We start from the raw sequence: 17,137 nt of genomic DNA, 5'->3' as shown, positions 1-17,137 counted from the left end.
CTCCTTTCAGTCATTTCACCATTTTAGCACTCTAGCAGTCAGAGTGCTAAAACCTATCATCTATTAAATAACATATCCTATTTTTTGAGTCAATATATGTACTTCATTTTTTTCACAACGCTTTTACCATGCCACCATCAATTAGGATAGAGCTGCCAGTAATATAGGTGTTAACATCAGAGGCAAGGAAGGTAACTACATTGGCAAATTCCTCTGGTGTTCCGTATCTTCCAAGCGGAATTGCGCTGATTGCTTCTCCAACGATCACTTCCTTAGATACATTACGATTATTTGCATTTAATTGATCTAAATAGTCTACTCGATCAGTAGCAATTCTGCCAGGAGCCACTGTATTAATGAGAATATTGTATGGACCGAGCTCCTCTGCTAAAGTCTTTGTCATCCCTACAATCCCTAAACGAAACGTATTCGACAGGATCAGTCCAGTGATAGGCTGTTTAATCGAGGTAGAGGCAATATTAATAATTTTGCCGCCACTTTTCTTTAAATCAGGCAGTACTTCACGAATCATTCGGACATAGCTGAATAAATTTAACTGAAAGGCATTTTCCCATTCCTCATCAGATAATTGTTCAAAAGTCCCTCCTGGCGGTCCGCCTGCATTATTAACAAGAATATCAATTTTCCCGAAGACTTCCCTTGTTTTTTCCACAAGCGTTTTAATATCCTCTGGCTTTGTAATGTCAGCAACATGGAATTTCACTTCACAATGATGTTCTTCACGCAATTCAGCTTGGACCGATTGCAGTTTTTCTAAGTTACGGCTCGTAATCATAACTTGAGCCCCTTCCTTGGCAAGCTGTGTCGCAATTGCTTTTCCTAGACCTTGGCTTGAGGCAACAACAAGTGCAACTTTTCCGTTAAGATTTAAATCCATTGAACACTCCTCCTCATGTTCCTTAGGCTTTTTCCAAACAGCAGCATAGTTCTTCTTATACTTTTACAAAATAAACCAGACTTCTGTTATCAGTTTAAGACAATAAGGAAAAAAAGCAAATTTAAATATAAAAATAGTGCTCGTCCAAACATAATTTAGTTTGAATAAGCACCTCTACTAAAAATCCTATTTTGGCTCAAGCGAATCTCGATAAAGCCCCTTCTTCAACAAATTCATTTCGATCAAATACGTATTCATTGCTTCTTCAATCGGAAGATCCCGAGCAAATTTATCGACAAAGCTCCGGAATGTAACTGCTGCAATGATTTGGAAAACATAAAACAATTCATTTTCATCTGATATGTTTAATACATTTTTATCAATGAATGAACTGAATTTCTCGAAGTTTTCATTTCTCTCATTCGAGCTAAAGCTTCTTGAAAAAGTACTTTCGATTCGATGAGTCATATTCAAAAATGTATTCTTTAAGAAATTAAAATTTTCTTCTTCAGAGATGATTACTCGGAAAAAATCAATCATTGTTTCGAATATATCTCCATTATTACTGCTTAATAAGTGTATAAAAATATACTTATGCTCTTTCGTCAGTTCATTTAATAAAAAGAAAAACGCGTCTTCCTTGTCTTCGAAATATTGATAAAAGCTGCCTCGTGGGATACCAGCTTCTTTAATAATATTCGTAATCGAAGCATCATATAAGGGCACCCTTGAAAATTCCTTTTTTGCTGCTTGGATTAATGTTTCCTTCTTATCTTCAGGTAAGTTAAAAAATGTAATTTTTGGCAATTTGCTCGCTTCCTATTCTACTAATTATTCAACTAAATTTGCTCTTTTCATAATCGGTAATAAAAAGTCTTTAGGGAGACGGAATCTTTCATTATTGATTGATACTTCATTCAAGTCTTCTTCATGATTTATAAGTTCCTTGATTTTATTCATTTCTTTATGAATACTCTCCATTTTTTTATCCAATTGTGTGGCAGTCATTGCTGCTTCACGCAGATCATCTTTAATCGTTTGAGGGACTTCTTTATTATACTTGTAGTAAATTTTATGTTCCAAGCTTGCCCAGAAATCCATGGCGATGGTACGGATTTGAATTTCTACATTGATATGATCCTCTCTATCGGACATAAAAATCGGGATTTGTAGGATTAAATGAAGACTTTGATATCCATTCGGTTTAGGATTTTTTATATAATCCTTGCAATCAATATCTGTTATATCTTTTTGATTCTGGAGCATCTTACTGATTTCATAAATATCAGAAATGAAAGAACAGGTGATACGAATGGCCGCAATGTCTTTTATATTTTTTCTAATAGATGGCAAGGAAAGCTCATACCCTTTTCTCTGAATCTTCTTTAAAATACTCTCAGGAGATTTAATCCTAGATTTCACATGTTCAATCGGATTATAGTCATGAATATATTGGAATTCTTGTTTTAAAATATCTATCTTCGTATTCATTTCGTCTAATGCAAACTTGTATGACATCATGAAACGAATGAGTTCTGTTTTTAATAACTTTAATTGCGTTAAATTGCTAGGTGTTTTGTCTTCCATCTTTTTCTCCTTTTTTATGTGGTTAACGCCCGTTAGCAGTAATTGGTTTTTGAATAATTGCTGGTCTTTTACATAATGAGGCATTGACACCTTTTGATTTTAACTCATTGATGAGCTTCTTTAATTTTTCAATATCCATTGTTTTCTTCACTCCAATATGACAACTTGTCATCCTATACATTTATCCTAAACGACACTTTGTCATATGTCAATATTTTTCATGACACCGTGTCATTTATGACTATGGCTTGCTTTTTTTCTTTCTTAGGCTCATGACGCACCTTCTTGTTACCGTGTACTCACTTTTTCTGCTTTCAGGGGTACATGACACACACTCTTGTTACCATGAACTCACTTTTTCTGTTTTCAGGGGCACATGACACACACTCTTGTTACCGTGAACTCACTTTTTCTGCTTTCAGGGGCACATGACACACATTCTTGTTACCGTGAACTCACTTTTCCTGCTTTCAGGGGTACATGACACACCTTCTTGTTACCGTGTACTCACTTTTTCTGCTTTCAGGGGTACATGACACACACTCTTGTTACCATGAACTCACTTTTTCTACTTTCAGGGGTACATGACACACCTTCTTGTTACCGTGTACTCACTTTTTCTGCTTTCAGGGGTACATGACACACACTCTTGTTACCATGAACTCACTTTTTCTACTTTCAGGGGTACATGAAGCTTTCTCTTACCTGAGTCTAATAATAGAAAAAACCCTACTACACAAATAAATGCATAGTAAGGTTTCTAACTTATTCTTTATCAAATTCAATCGTACTTCTAACCGTATCGATCGGGCGAACTAATCTTTCAATTTGCTCTCGCTTATGTTCAAGGAATGGAGGCAGTGATAGCTTCTCTCCCAATGTTTCGTACGGTTCATCTCCCATAAAACCCGGACCGTCTGTAGCAAATTCAAAAAGAATTTGTGGAGCCACTCTTGCATAAAGGGATGCGAAAAAGAAACGATCAACGAAGCCAGATGTATGGAATCCGAAGGTCCCCATTCGTTCAATCCATTCTTCCAAAACAGAGCGGTCTTCAACCCGGAATGCAGCGTGATGCACTGTTCCAAACCCTTGTCTTGCTTGTGGGAGAATGGTATTGTATTCGACAATAACCTGTGCACCGTTGCCTCCTTCTCCAACCTCGAACAAATGAAACGATTCTTCTTGGTCAATTTCTTTAAATAATAACACCTTTTCCATCATTTCTTTAAAGTGATCAAAGTTTGCTACGCGAACAAAAATCGGTCCTAAGCCTGTGATTGCATATTGGAGCGGAATCGGACCTTTTTGCCATGGGGTACCAGCTTCAACCCCTACATTTTTTTCATCGGAGATTAACTGATAGTGCTGGTCATCAAAATCTGCAAACGAAAGGGTCTTCTTGCCAAATTGTTCTTTTATTCCGGTATGCTTCACTTCTAGACGATCAAAGCGCTTGACCCAATACTCTAATGCTGCATCACTTGGAACTCGGAATGACGTTTTGGAAATTTCATTCGTTCCGTGTACACCCTTCGGAATCCCGGGAAAGTCGAAGAAGGTCATATCTGTACCAGCACTGCCTTTATCATCCGCAAAAAATAAATGATAGGTCTGAATATCATCCTGGTTGACTGTTTTCTTTACTAAACGCATCCCTAATACATAGGTGAAAAATTCATAGTTTTTCTCTGCACTACTTGTAATAGCTGTTACATGATGTATTCCCTTTAATCCATTCATTTATAATTCCTCCATTTATATAAAATACACTTAATTAATATATTTTTAATTCGAGATAAATATAACATGAAATAAATTCAATGTAAAGTTCTATCCTATTATTCCCTTTCCTTTCACTTATAGCACTTAACAAGATTTTCCTTTACAATTAATTTAGGTAATAAAAAAAAGTGTGGTGTTTAAAATGTTTAAATTGTTATTAATTGAAGATGATCGTACATTATTTAATGAAGTAAAAGAAAGATTAACGGGTTGGTCATACGATGTATACGGTATTCAAGATTTTAGTAAGGTGATTCAAGAATTTACTGCAGTGGATCCCGATTTAGTCATTATCGATATTCAATTGCCGAAATTCGATGGATTTCACTGGTGCCGTAACATTCGAACACATTCAAATGTTCCGATTATTTTTCTATCGTCACGTGATCATCCAACTGATATGGTGATGTCCATGCAGCTGGGTGCTGATGATTTTATACAGAAGCCTTTTCATTTTGATGTACTCGTTGCCAAAATACAGGCCATTCTCCGTCGTGTCTATAATTACAATACGACAGCGAATAAATTAAAAACCTGGTATGATGCGAAGATCGATTTTGAAAAAAATACGGTTACTAATGAAGCTGGGACTGTAGAATTAACAAAGAATGAAATCTTTATATTAAAATTGCTTATTGATAGAAAAAATCAAATTGTAAGCCGTGAGGAACTCATTACAAGCCTTTGGGATGATGAACGCTTTATTAGCGATAATACGTTAACAGTTAATGTCAATCGTCTACGAAAAAAACTAGATGAAATTGGATTAGGCTGTTATATAGAAACGAAGGTCGGACAAGGGTATATAGCGATTGAAGAGGACTATCCCCATGATTAGAACCTATCTCAAAGAAAGACGCAGCTGGATTCTGTTTTTTATTACAATCCAATTGCTCTCGCTCATCATCGGATATATAGATTCGGCAGGTTCATTCCGATCTGTCCAGTATTATGTTTTTCTATCAACAATTATTTTTATTGTATTTATCACTGTGCGTTATCATAAAGAATCTCGCTTTTATTTAAGCTTGGAAGAACGTGACAATGACTTCGATGTTTCTAGCATTCCAGAACCAGAAAGCCCTTTTGAATGGATCATCGAAAATAGCATCACAAATCAAGTAATGAGGCTAAAAAATGAATCAGAACAAAATCTGCTGTTGCTAGAGCAAGAAAAGGATGACCTGCTTTCATGGATACATGAGGTGAAAACACCGTTGACTGCAATAAATTTAATGATTGATCGTATAGATGATAAAATGCTGAAATCTCAGATGACTTACGAATGGCTTCGGATTCATCTTTTACTTGATCAGCAGCTTCATCAAAAACGGATTCCCTTTATTAAAAATGATTTATATATCGAACATACAAATTTGGAACACTTGATTTTCAAGGAAATCAAAACATTACAATCCTGGTGTATGCAAAAAGGCATTGGCTTTGACATTGATCTAGAAGTAGAAGAGGTGCTTAGTGATGCGAAGTGGCTTAGTTTCATTATTCGTCAGCTGTTAACAAATGCAGTGAAATATAGTGACTCGTCCGATATTATCATTAAAAGCTATCAGCGGGATGAGCAAACCATGCTTGATGTAAGAGACTTTGGTCGAGGCATCGAGCAAAAGGACCTTTCGCGTATTTTTGATAAAGGATTTACCTCAACAACCAATCATCAAGATACTTCCGCTACAGGTATGGGACTATATTTGTCCAAAAAAGCGGCAGAATCTTTGAAAGTCCACATCGATGTCCAATCGAAGCTTAGTTCAGGAACGACCTTCACGCTCATTTTTCCGAAAAAAAATGAATTTGTAAACATAACAGGCATGTGACAAAATTGTCACATGCTATTATTATTTGTTCGGACAATCGAAGGAATAGCAAAATGGAGAACTCTATAATAAAAATAGAATTTCACTATTAAAGGAGAAGACAATGAATATCTTAGAAGCTAGTAAGATCCATAAAAGCTATGGCAATAAATTTAACAAACAAGAGGTTTTAAAGGGCATAGATGTAAAAATAGACAAAGGAGAATTTGTCAGTATTATGGGAGCATCCGGCTCAGGAAAAACTACCTTGCTAAATGTACTATCCTCCATTGATAAAGCAAGCACAGGTTCAATCACGATTGAAGGAAAAGAAATGACAAGCATGAAGGAAAAACAGCTTGCTATATTTCGGAAACATTACTTAGGCTTTATCTTCCAAGATTATAATTTGCTTGATACGCTAACGGTAAAAGAAAATATTTTATTGCCGTTATCTATTCGAAAAATATCCAAGAAAGAAGCAGATAAAAAATTTAATGAGGTTGCGGCAGATTTAGGTATTTTAGAGTTAAAAAATAAGTATCCTAACGAAATATCTGGCGGACAAAAGCAGCGCACTTCAGCAGCAAGAGCCTTTATCCATGAGCCAAGCATCATTTTTGCCGACGAACCAACTGGCGCACTTGACTCTAAATCTGCGTCTGATTTATTAAATAAATTAAGTGAATTGAACAAGAAAAGACAAGCAACCATTATAATGGTTACTCACGACCCAGTTGCAGCAAGCTACTGCAATCGCGTGATTTTTATTAAGGACGGGCAAATCTATACTCAATTAAATAAAGGCGAAGAAACAAGGCAAACCTTCTTTAATGACATCATGAAAACGCAAGCGATACTAGGCGGGGTGCAAAATGAGCATTAATCATCTGATCATCCGCAATCTGAAGAAAAATCTAAAGAACTATTATCTTTACGTTTTCGCCCTCATCTTTAGTGTTGCTTTGTATTTCGCATTTGTCACATTACAATATGATCCATCCATGAATGAAACAAAGGGAACAGTGAAGGGAGCGGCTTCCATTCGTGCTGCAACGGTCTTGCTTATTGGAATTGTGTCAATCTTCCTTTTATATGCCAATAATATCTTTATTAAAAGACGCAGTAAAGAAGTTGGGTTATTTCAATTAATCGGGATGACAAAGGGAAAAATCTTCCGCATTCTTACTTTAGAAAACCTGTTTCTATATTTTGGTTCATTAATTGTCGGAATCCTGTTAGGTTTCTCTGTATCAAAATTAATCATTATGATTTTGTTAAAAATTACAGGCATTGAAGGCATTGCCTCCCTTCAATTTTCTTTAAAGGCACTTATCCAGACAATTATCGTATTTGGTGCTATTTACCTATTAATCATGCTTATGAACTATTTGTTTATTAAAAGACAAACTATTCTTTCTTTATTCAGGGTAACCTCAAAAACAGAAGGAAAAGTGAAGAAACTGTCAATTTTTGAAATCTTCATTGGTATAGTGGGAATTGCTTTAATTATCATGGGCTATTATGTTTCCTCTAAGCTTTTTGGCGGAGATTTTACAACGATGATTGAGCTGCTGCTTGCTATGCTCTTTATACTTGGATCCGTAATTATTGGAACGTATTTATTTTATAAAGGGTCTGTCAGTTTTATTTTTAATCTCATTCGAAAAAAGAAAGACGGCTATTTGAATATAAATGAAGTATTGTCTCTTTCAACCATTATGTTCAGAATGAGATCAAATGCATTGTTACTAACTATTATTACAACAGTATCAGCACTTGCTATTGGTTTACTTTCTCTAAGTTTTATTTCTTATTACTCTGCTGAAAAAAGTGCTGAGAACAATGTTCCCGCTCATTTTACCTTAACAGACAATGAAGATTCAGAACAATTTAAAAAGGCGTTAGATGAAAATCATATGAAGTATACCGAGAAAAAAATTAACGTCCTTCAGATTGAAGCAAATATAAAGGAAATCGCCGATTTTAACCTAAATGGAATGAATTTTGATCCAAATGTTATGCAGATTCCTGTTGTTAGTGATAATGAAATCGAAGGGTTAGATTTATCTTCAAACGAAACTCTTTTTACTGGCTATAATGATTTACTCCAAAAATTCATGACACTTAAAGACTCTGGCGAAATTAGCCTGTTAGGAAAGTCGGAAAATATTTCACAAAAATATTTAGGTTTGAATAAGGATTTCATCATTCCTTATTATTTCACTGGCGGTGGCTTGCCCGTGGCAATAGTGGATGAATCCATATTCGAACGATTGAAAAAAGATTTAAATCCAGAAATCCAAATGGAATCCAATATATATATCGGTATTGATCTTAATGACGATGAAAACCTTGAAAAAGCGAATAAGCTATTTCAAGAATTTACTTTCACTGGCCGAAATGATTCCCAATTAGAAATGAGCACAAATCAAAAAATTAATATGGGACTCATCATGTTCATTGTTGGATTTTTAGGGTTAACTTTCTTGATAACATCTGGTTGTATTCTCTATTTCAAGCAAATGGATGAAAGTGAAGATGAGAAACCAAATTATACGATCTTAAGAAAGCTTGGATTTACTCGGGGAGACCTCTTAAAAGGAATTCAAGCAAAACAATTCTTTAATTTTGGGATTCCCCTTGTCATAGGACTTCTGCACAGCTATTTTGCTGTTCAATCAGGATGGTTTCTATTTGGCTCCGAAGTATGGACACCAATGATCATTGTTATGGTTCTTTACACAGCTTTGTATTCCATATTTGGAGTCCTATCTGTTCTATATTCTAAGAAAGTAATTAAAGATGCATTGTAATTTATTAATAAATTACAAAAGCGCTTGTTCTCTCTAAATAAAAAATAGGGAGACAAGCGCTTTTTCTATATTAACTTATTTATTTATAAATCGATTCATCCGTTTGACTGCTTCCTGCAGCTGCTCCATGGATGTCGCATAAGAACAGCGGATATGCCCTTCCCCGCTTACACCGAAGACATTTCCTGGGACAACAGCTACACTCTCTTCAAGTAACAGCCTTTCAGCAAACTCTTCAGAGCTAAGTCCTGTAGATTCTATCGAAGGAAATGCATAAAAAGCTCCACCAGGCGTATGGCATGTTAAACCCATATCATTGAATGACTGAACAATATAGTTACGTCGTCTGCGATAGCTTTTCACCATTTCTTCAACATCTGAACGACCATTTTTCAGTGCTTCAATCGCTGCAAATTGGGCCATTGTTGGTGCACACATAATCGCATATTGATGAATTTTCAGCATGGCTTGTGTAATCTCTTCTGGTGCACAGACAAATCCAAGACGCCAGCCTGTCATCGCAAATCCTTTAGAAAAACCAGAAATTAATATCGTTCTTTCTCTCATCCCTTTGATCAATGCCAGACTTGTATATTCCTCATCATAAACAAGCTCCGCGTAGATTTCATCAGCAATGACAAGTAAGTCGTATTTAACCGCTATCTCTGCAATTTCTTCAAGTTCCTTTTTATTCAGCATCGATCCAGTTGGATTATTGGGCGAACAGAGCAAGATGGCTTTCGTCTTTTCAGTTATTACTTCTTCTAATTGAGAGGGCAATATTTTGAAATCATTCTCTTTCAAAGCCTGTACATGAACTGGGACACCACCCGCCATGTCAACCATCGGTGAATATGAGACAAAACATGGTTCAATAATAATAACCTCATCGCCAGGATCTAGAATGGTTCGCATTGCAATGTCAATTGCCTGACTGGCACCGACTGTAACAATAATTTCTGAACTTGGAGAATACATTACATTAAATTGCTTTTTCATATAGCCAGAAATTTCTTTCCTCAGCTCCAGCAATCCCGCATTTGCCGAATACGATGTATAGCCTTGCTCAATGGAGAGAATAGCTGCCTCCCTTACCGTCCAAGGTGTGACAAAGTCCGGCTCACCGACGCCTAAGGAAACGACACCTTTCATACCGGCAGCTAAATCAAAGAACCGGCGAATGCCTGAAGGTTTTAATGCTTGAGCTTTTTTGGATAAATAGTTTTTCTTCATTATGGTGACACCACAATTCGTTTGTCATCATCGCCTGACTCAAAAATGGTGCCATCATGCTTATATTTTTTCAATATAAAATGAGTAGTTGTTGAGATAACAGAGTCAAGGGTTGATAGCTTCTGCGAAACAAAATGGGCAACCTCATTCATGGATTTCCCTTCAATTTCAACGGATAGATCATAAGCACCTGACATTAAATATACAGACTTTACTTCTTTATAGCGGTAAATTCTTTCAGCTATTTCATCAAAGCCTACGCCACGCTTAGGTGTTACTTTTACATCAATCATAGCGGTTAGGCCTGAATGGTCTTCTACTTTCCCCCAATCTATCACTGACGTGTATTTTACTATTACCTTTTGTTCTTCCAGTTTTTTGATGATCTCTTTTGTTTCAGGCATGCTTAATTGGACCATTTTTGCAAGATCATCCGTATGTATTCGCGCATCTTTTTCCAAAATCTCTACAATTTCCAATTCCTTATGTGTCAGCTTCATCGAAGAACCTCCATATGTCTTAAAAATACGTCTTATTATATCAAATACGCGTGGATTAGAATAGAATCCATTCGATAGAATAACCTTTCTTTTTTAACAGTATCTTCATTTTTGGAAGAGATATGAATATAGCTATATCCCGTAAGAGGTTAGGCCGTATAGATATAAAATTTGATTCCTATAGTGTAGAAATAATAGAAGCATACATCTTTTTTCAGCATTGGTTATATCTTCCCAATAAAAAATAGCGCTTTTCCCCTTATCAAATACCAGGGGACAAGCGCTTATAAAATACTTAAATAAACATTTAGTTTTCAAACAAACTCAAATACTCGCCATAACCCTCTTCCTCTAATTTATCTTTCGAAACAAATCGAAGTGCCGCAGAGTTAATGCAATACCGATTATAAAAAGGACCTGGACCATCATCAAAGACATGTCCTAAGTGAGAGTCTGATGTTTTTGAACGAACTTCGATACGGCGCATGCCATGTGAAGTATCCATTTTCTCTTCGATTTCTGAACTGCGCAGTGACTTTGTGAAGCTTGGCCACCCACAGCCAGCATCATATTTATCCTTCGAACTAAATAATGGCTCGCCCGAGATAATATCAACATATATTCCCTCTTCTGTAAGATTCCAAAATTCATTCCGAAATGGAGGCTCTGTTGCATTATTTCTTGTCACTTCATACTGGATCTCAGTTAATTCTTTCCTCAACTGTGCATCACTTTTCGACTTTTTCCAGTTTTCACGTATGAAGGGTGCCCTTCCAGAACCCTCTTTATATAGATTGTAGTGGAAAGCATTCTTTTTATAATAATGCTGATGCTTTTCTTCCGCTCTGTAAAATGGAGTAGCTGGCAATATTTCCGTAACAATCGGCTTCAAGAAACGTCCGCTTGCTGCAAGCTCATCTTTTGAAGCTTCGGCCATAACTTTTTGTTCTTCATTATGGTAAAATATTGCTGTTCGATAGGATAGACCGCGATCATTAAATTGTCCACCTGCATCTGTTGGGTCAATTTGCTGCCAAAAAAGCTCAAGCAGCTTCTTGTAAGGGAAAATCGTTGGATCAAATGTTATCTGGACTGCTTCATAATGACCCGTTGTATCTGAACAAACCTCTTCATATGTAGGATTTTCAGTATGCCCGCCTGTATAGCCAGAAACCACTTCTTTAATCCCTGGCTGTTCATCGAAAGGTGCTACCATACACCAAAAACAGCCACCTGCAAATGTTGCTTTTTCATAATGATTAGACATTGATACTTTCACTCCTTCATTTTAAAAGTACTATATTATTACTTTAAGTGTATATTCTAAGATTACCACTATATTTAAAAGAAAAACACTGATGAAGCTGTTTACTCTTTATAAATCATTTTCCTTGTCATCCCTCCATCAACCACAAGATTCACACCAGTTACAAAATCATTTTCCACTGATGTTAAATAAAAGCAAGCTCTAGCTATATCCTCTGGCTTGCCAACACGCATAGATGGATGTTGCTCATGGTCAATTTTTCTTAAGTTATTATAATTACCTGTTTCTATCCATCCTGGAGATATGGCGTTAACGATAATTTTGTCATTACTTAATGAAACAGCCATCGCATGTGTTAATGCAACAATCCCCCCTTTCGAAGCTGCATACGCTTCCGAATTCGGTTCTGACATGAGAGCACGCGTGGAAGCAAGATTGACAATCGCTCCGCCATTTTTATTTTCTTTCATATACTTCGCTGCCTCTCTTGAACAAAGAAATACACTGCGAAGATTTGTATGTAAAATATTATCCCACTCATCAGCTGATAATTCATACAGCGATTTCCATTTTGAAATGCCAGCATTATTTATAAGGATATCAATTTGCCCATACTCCGCCTTCGTTGTTTTCATTAAATGCATGATTTCTTCTTCTTTCCGAACGTCGGTCTGAATATAAAGGGCATTCCCTTTATCGTTATTAATATCTGACTCAATTTGTTTTCCAGCTTTCTCATCTATATCAGCAACGACAATTTTAGCTCCTTTTTCAGCATAAGCAGCAGCTAGTACTTTTCCAATGCCATTAGATGCACCGGTAATTACAACGACTCTATTTCTGAAATCCATTCCCGCGACCCCTTTATCATTAATATTTATCTTTACATTATTGCATTTTTAATGCAAAAAAGAAAAAAACACCCATTGGATTAATGAGTGCTTCGTTAGATCGATTATTCGATTACTTTAATATCTGACATACGAACCAGCTCTACATTATAAAGATGTTTGACATCTTTGATTTCTACGAAACCGGATTCATATATATGAACAATGATATAAATATCTTCATTATATTTCACCTTATTGCCTAAGGACACCAAATCATCCCCCACCTTTATAAAGGTTGCCCAATACCAGGGTTGTATGAATAATTCATTACGATCTCAAACATCTTTTAGCTGATATTCTTTCTTTTTAAAAATGTCAATATCCAAAGCAAATACATGCTTTGGATATTGATCTAACAAAATATTAATGTTCGAACGGTAGTGTGACATCTCCTCCAGCTGCGCTTACTGTTGGAACGGATACTCCAACTTGTGAATATAAAATTCCTGCTAATAATAGAATTGCTACTACTTTTTTCATTTTTTCATCACCCTATCCTTATATTTATAATTGTATTCTAAAAGAATTCATATTTTGTTGCGTTCTCGATTCTAGGCTGTTAAAAGGGGTATGATATAATAATAGTTGGAAATAATAGTTTTTTCTAAAATAATATAAAATTTTTTATATAATGGTGAGAAAATGATAGTTTTAAATGCTAAAGCTCTAGGCGAAGAAATTAAAAGATTGAGAAAATCAAATAATCTTTCACAGGCTCAGCTTGCAGAAGGGATTTGCACGCAAGCAACTATCAGTGGCATTGAAGCTGGAAGGGGATATCCAAGCGTAGATATACTATACATACTCTCGATTCGATTAAAGGTAAGCTTGGATTATTTTTATAAAATATTATTGAATGATGCGCAAGGCTACATACAAGACACTGAACGGATGCTTGAAGAATTAATGAAAAAAAAAGACTACAATGAAACATTTGAAATTACCTCAAATGAACTAAAACAATCTACTAGGAATTTAGGATACAAATTCGATCAATTAATTAAATGGGTACATATCATTTCTAGTTACTATTTACAAAAATTAAACTGGAAAAAAGCGGTAATTATGCTTGAAGACTTATTAGACAGCAATCATCCCCTTTTTGGGCAAGACTTTATAGATTTCAAAATCCAAAACAGCCTGGCAATTATTTATGCAGAAAATAGTATGTTTCAAAAAAGTCTGCAGCAATATAATACCATACTATCCTATCATGATTTTCTTAAACAGCATCATCGATTTCAAATAAAAATTCATTATAATTTAGCAAAACTATATTTTTTACAGCAGGATTATGAACATTCCCTAATCCATGCTGAATTAGGAATTAAGCTTTCTTCAGAAAATGAAGATGTATCAATGGCTGGTCAGCTTTATTACCAACAAGGCCTGTCCTTAGAAGAATTAAATGCTGATCCACAAAAAATAAGAATTGCATTTAAAACATCCATTTTCATTTTCCAATTATTAGATAGACAAGAATACATTCAAATGGTTAACAAGAAAAAGGGAGAATTTCTAGGCAGTGAGTAGTTTGGGGAAGAGGGGCAAAATAATGTCCCTCTTATTTGCGTGAACTGTTTTATTTTCCTTTTACATATGCAAAAATGATTGCCAGTATCAGTAATCCACTAATAATGAAGGTACCGAAACCTGAACTATACACAACATAAATTGAAATGTTACGGAAAGCACTCACAATTAGAAATATGAAAAGGATTGAGCATAAAATTAAAACAATTCCTTTATTTTTATTTCTATACATAGTGACCAGCTCCTTCCCAAAAGCAGAACAGCTTGATCTTTCCCTATTAACAAACTACAAAAAATTAGGCATTTTATAGAACACTATGTAAATACTATCTTGTATTATTCTTAAAACAATTATTATTTCTTTATAGGAATTCTTCCCTTAAAATTGAATAAATGAGCAAATCATCAAACTTTCCATTCGTGTATTCATATTTTCTAAGAAGCCCTTCTCTCACAAAGCCGCTTTTTTCAGCAAGTTTTTTCGATGCAATATTTTCCGGTTCAATCAGAGCCTGTATTCTCATCAGTTCCATTTCCTTAAATCCGTAAGCTAAAATAGCTTGAAAAGCTTCAGAAACAATTCCGGTTCTCCAAAACTCTCTCGCTATTTCAGCCCCAACTTCAGCGCGTGAATGCTGTTTCGTGAAGTTAAGAAATCCACAGCTTCCTATTACCTTATCATTGCCTTTTAAAGTTATACCCCAGCGTATACCGGTATTATGATCAAAAATTTTACGATACCAGTCAATCTCCTCCTCCGCATCTTTTAAGGACTCGAAAGGGGCTAACCCATAATACTTCATCACTTCTTCATCTGAGAGATAATGATAGATGTCATTAGTATCCAAATATGTGACCTCCCTTAAGACTAGGCGATCTGTATAAAGGATTGGAAACTCGTTCTTATTCTGATAGGACATGTCTTAAAACTCCTTTCTAAATCTGGGACAAGGGAATTCATCATCCTATCTAATTATAAAATAATCATTTGTATAATTGGGATAATTAAATAATTTCTCGAAAAAACAGACTACAAAATTAGCTGTAGAACTGGTTTCTTCCACTATTTGTCTGATTTGTTTTACAGTTACTTTCTTAGCCGTTTCAGATGCACCCTCACACTCAGACATCAGAGTAAAAACCCTAAAAAATCCTGGTATAATTTCTTTATCTTTTTCATCATCTTGTTGAACTCTGGTCTTTAATAAACATTGATTAGATAAAGATTCTGATGTATAGAAAAATCCTGCCTCCCATTCTTTGATAATAGGGAGGCAGGATTCTAATCTTAATTTAGGTTTCCAGGTACCGATTTTATCACTTTTCCTGAGTTCATATTAGTAACTGGTGATGTAGCAGGACGTAGAACACGCATCATTTCACCCCCTTTGTATGAGCAAAAATCTTCTAAGCAAATTTTAATTCAAACTATTTTTCCAAATAATGTTTAATACTTTTTTTATATTTCTTTTTTCATATGGACAAGGTCTATCACCGGTTCTCATTCGATACAGAGGACAATGGTTTCCCTGGCATGCAGGACGATAATAGCAAGATTGGCAGACAGAATCCGTTTCTTCCCCAGATGTTGTCCATACGGCAATTTTGTCGTAATCAAGTGTTACACTGCCATCTTCATGAATATTTCCAACCTTATTCATTTCTTCGTTAAGTGCAATTGTACATTTGTATAACTGTCCATTAGACCCAATAACTAGAGAATTTGGTTTGGCCGCGTAACAAACCGAACCTGTTGGCATGAGGGAGCCTGAAATCATTGAACTAATTCCCAATCCATTTGTAATTGCTTCATTTGTAAATTCCCAAATTTTTTTATTGGAAGTAATCTGGCTGCACACAGGGAGTTCATCATCATTTGCTCCCCCCCATCTACCAACTGGTCGAAAGAAGATGCCAAATCTTTTATCATCTGCAAATTGACCCTTCAGGAATTCAATTAATTTTGACGTTTCTTGCAAATTACTTTCATCGAAATTCACACGAATCGTCATATCAAAATCACCTGATATTTCTTTTACTTTCGTTAGATTGTCTATTATTTTGTCAAAAGTTTTCCCTCCGCCTGCTAAATATCTTCTACGATCATGAATCTTGCCAATTCCATCAATAGTGACCATCAGTTGCCGTATTTCCCAAGACAGCAATTTTTGACATACCTCTTTTGTTAAAAAATATCCGTTTGTCACAAGGTCAGAAGAATAATGAATGTTATTTTCTTTTGCAATTGTTAAAAATGAAGTAGACAGCTCTTCAATCACATCTAAAGCCAACAGTGGCTCTCCACCAAACCAACTTATATTTAAGTTCGATAAGGTTGTCGCTTTTTCTTTTACAAATGCATGTAATCCACGTATGGTTTCTCTATTCATTTTTCCCCGAGGAAATGTTTCATAGCAATAGGAACAACGAAAGTTACAAGCCTCCGTAGGTAAAAGTACTAGATGCATTAAATCTGTCCGATGCATGGATTGATGGAGAAATTGAGCTCTCCTCTTCTCATCAACCTGTACAGATACTAAGTAACCATTTGCATATAACTCTTGTTTTATTTCAGATGCTAATTCATTCGTACCTGCTCTTTTTAGAGAATTCAGTACCTCATCTTTCTCTTTTTCTGAAAAATAACAAATAGCCCCATTATAACTATTTAATAGGACGATTCCATTATCATCTGTATGAGTGATGGCATTAAACCTCGAAGGAATATATGTATTGTTGCCCTGCATTTTCAAAAACCTCTTTTCATTAACCAAACAAAGACAAAAATTTTGACGTATGTTTCATTATATA

The 17,137-nt window shown here is 35.4% G+C and carries 17 protein-coding genes; 5 read left to right on the top strand and 12 right to left on the bottom strand.

Features of this window, described 5'->3' with window-relative positions:
* Positions 1 to 112: 112 nt before the first annotated feature.
* From FI644_RS20760 to FI644_RS20745, 5 genes are all read right to left on the bottom strand, one after another.
* Complete coding sequence (locus FI644_RS20760; protein ID WP_053476339.1) at positions 113 to 898, bottom strand: SDR family oxidoreductase; 786 nt, start codon at positions 896 to 898, stop codon at positions 113 to 115.
* Between the two features lie 186 nt (positions 899 to 1,084).
* Complete coding sequence (locus tag FI644_RS20755) at positions 1,085 to 1,705, bottom strand: TetR/AcrR family transcriptional regulator (protein WP_053476340.1); 621 nt, start codon at positions 1,703 to 1,705, stop codon at positions 1,085 to 1,087.
* Between the two features lie 24 nt (positions 1,706 to 1,729).
* Positions 1,730 to 2,485: a GTP pyrophosphokinase gene (locus tag FI644_RS20750; RefSeq protein ID WP_142108794.1), complete on the bottom strand. Its 756-nt coding sequence runs from the start codon at positions 2,483 to 2,485 to the stop codon at positions 1,730 to 1,732.
* Positions 2,486 to 2,507: 22 nt separating this feature from the next.
* Entirely contained in the window at positions 2,508 to 2,657 is a 150-nt protein-coding gene (locus FI644_RS26465; RefSeq protein ID WP_156319123.1) for a hypothetical protein, read from the bottom strand.
* A gap of 593 nt (positions 2,658 to 3,250) precedes the next feature.
* Positions 3,251 to 4,228, bottom strand: coding sequence for a ring-cleaving dioxygenase (locus tag FI644_RS20745; RefSeq protein ID WP_053476342.1), 978 nt, complete (start codon positions 4,226 to 4,228; stop codon positions 3,251 to 3,253).
* Positions 4,229 to 4,412: 184 nt separating this feature from the next.
* Here FI644_RS20745 and FI644_RS20740 point away from each other — a divergent pair, with 184 nt between their 5' ends.
* From FI644_RS20740 to FI644_RS20725, 4 genes are all read left to right on the top strand, one after another.
* Entirely contained in the window at positions 4,413 to 5,108 is a 696-nt protein-coding gene (locus tag FI644_RS20740; protein ID WP_053476343.1) for a response regulator transcription factor, read from the top strand.
* Positions 5,101 to 6,105: a sensor histidine kinase gene (locus tag FI644_RS20735; RefSeq protein WP_053476344.1), complete on the top strand. Its 1,005-nt coding sequence runs from the start codon at positions 5,101 to 5,103 to the stop codon at positions 6,103 to 6,105. The genes FI644_RS20740 and FI644_RS20735 overlap by 8 nt, the downstream gene beginning before the upstream one ends.
* 103 nt (positions 6,106 to 6,208) lie before the next feature.
* Entirely contained in the window at positions 6,209 to 6,970 is a 762-nt protein-coding gene (locus FI644_RS20730; protein ID WP_053476345.1) for an ABC transporter ATP-binding protein, read from the top strand.
* Positions 6,960 to 8,900 (top strand): FtsX-like permease family protein, encoded by a 1,941-nt coding sequence (locus FI644_RS20725; RefSeq protein ID WP_053476346.1) that lies wholly within the window; start codon positions 6,960 to 6,962, stop codon positions 8,898 to 8,900. Before FI644_RS20730 ends, FI644_RS20725 begins: the two co-directional genes overlap by 11 nt.
* 75 nt (positions 8,901 to 8,975) lie before the next feature.
* Here FI644_RS20725 and FI644_RS20720 read toward each other — a convergent pair whose 3' ends face one another.
* From FI644_RS20720 to FI644_RS26460, 5 genes are all read right to left on the bottom strand, one after another.
* On the bottom strand, positions 8,976 to 10,133 hold the full coding sequence (locus FI644_RS20720; protein ID WP_142108793.1) for an aminotransferase: 1,158 nt from the start codon (positions 10,131 to 10,133) through the stop codon (positions 8,976 to 8,978).
* A complete protein-coding gene (locus tag FI644_RS20715) occupies positions 10,133 to 10,633 on the bottom strand; it encodes an Lrp/AsnC family transcriptional regulator (protein ID WP_053476348.1) in 501 nt (166 codons plus the stop codon). Before FI644_RS20715 ends, FI644_RS20720 begins: the two co-directional genes overlap by 1 nt.
* A gap of 307 nt (positions 10,634 to 10,940) precedes the next feature.
* Complete coding sequence (gene msrA, locus FI644_RS20710) at positions 10,941 to 11,900, bottom strand: peptide-methionine (S)-S-oxide reductase MsrA (protein ID WP_053476349.1); 960 nt, start codon at positions 11,898 to 11,900, stop codon at positions 10,941 to 10,943.
* A 101-nt stretch (positions 11,901 to 12,001) separates the two neighbouring features.
* Entirely contained in the window at positions 12,002 to 12,751 is a 750-nt protein-coding gene (locus tag FI644_RS20705) for a glucose 1-dehydrogenase (protein WP_053476350.1), read from the bottom strand.
* Between the two features lie 104 nt (positions 12,752 to 12,855).
* Complete coding sequence (locus FI644_RS26460; protein WP_156319124.1) at positions 12,856 to 13,002, bottom strand: hypothetical protein; 147 nt, start codon at positions 13,000 to 13,002, stop codon at positions 12,856 to 12,858.
* A gap of 433 nt (positions 13,003 to 13,435) precedes the next feature.
* Here FI644_RS26460 and FI644_RS20700 point away from each other — a divergent pair, with 433 nt between their 5' ends.
* Positions 13,436 to 14,326 carry a helix-turn-helix domain-containing protein gene (locus tag FI644_RS20700; protein WP_053476351.1) on the top strand — a complete coding sequence of 297 codons (891 nt, stop codon included), beginning with the start codon at positions 13,436 to 13,438 and terminating at the stop codon, positions 14,324 to 14,326.
* Positions 14,327 to 14,688: 362 nt separating this feature from the next.
* Here the strand turns inward: FI644_RS20700 and FI644_RS20695 are convergent, their stop codons facing one another.
* Both FI644_RS20695 and FI644_RS20690 read right to left on the bottom strand, forming a co-directional pair.
* The gene (locus FI644_RS20695; protein ID WP_350494519.1) at positions 14,689 to 15,174 is read right to left on the bottom strand and encodes a GNAT family N-acetyltransferase; all 486 of its coding nucleotides are present in this window, start codon (positions 15,172 to 15,174) and stop codon (positions 14,689 to 14,691) included.
* Between the two features lie 570 nt (positions 15,175 to 15,744).
* Positions 15,745 to 17,073, bottom strand: coding sequence for a radical SAM/SPASM domain-containing protein (locus tag FI644_RS20690; protein ID WP_056684987.1), 1,329 nt, complete (start codon positions 17,071 to 17,073; stop codon positions 15,745 to 15,747).
* Between the last annotated feature and the right edge of the window lie 64 nt (positions 17,074 to 17,137).

It is taken from the genome of Cytobacillus solani, from assembly GCF_006704205.1.
Classification (GTDB): Bacteria; Bacillota; Bacilli; order Bacillales; family Cytobacillaceae; genus Cytobacillus; species Cytobacillus solani.
Note: the sequence above shows the minus strand (reverse complement) of the source record. Positions and strands in the feature narration are given on the sequence as shown.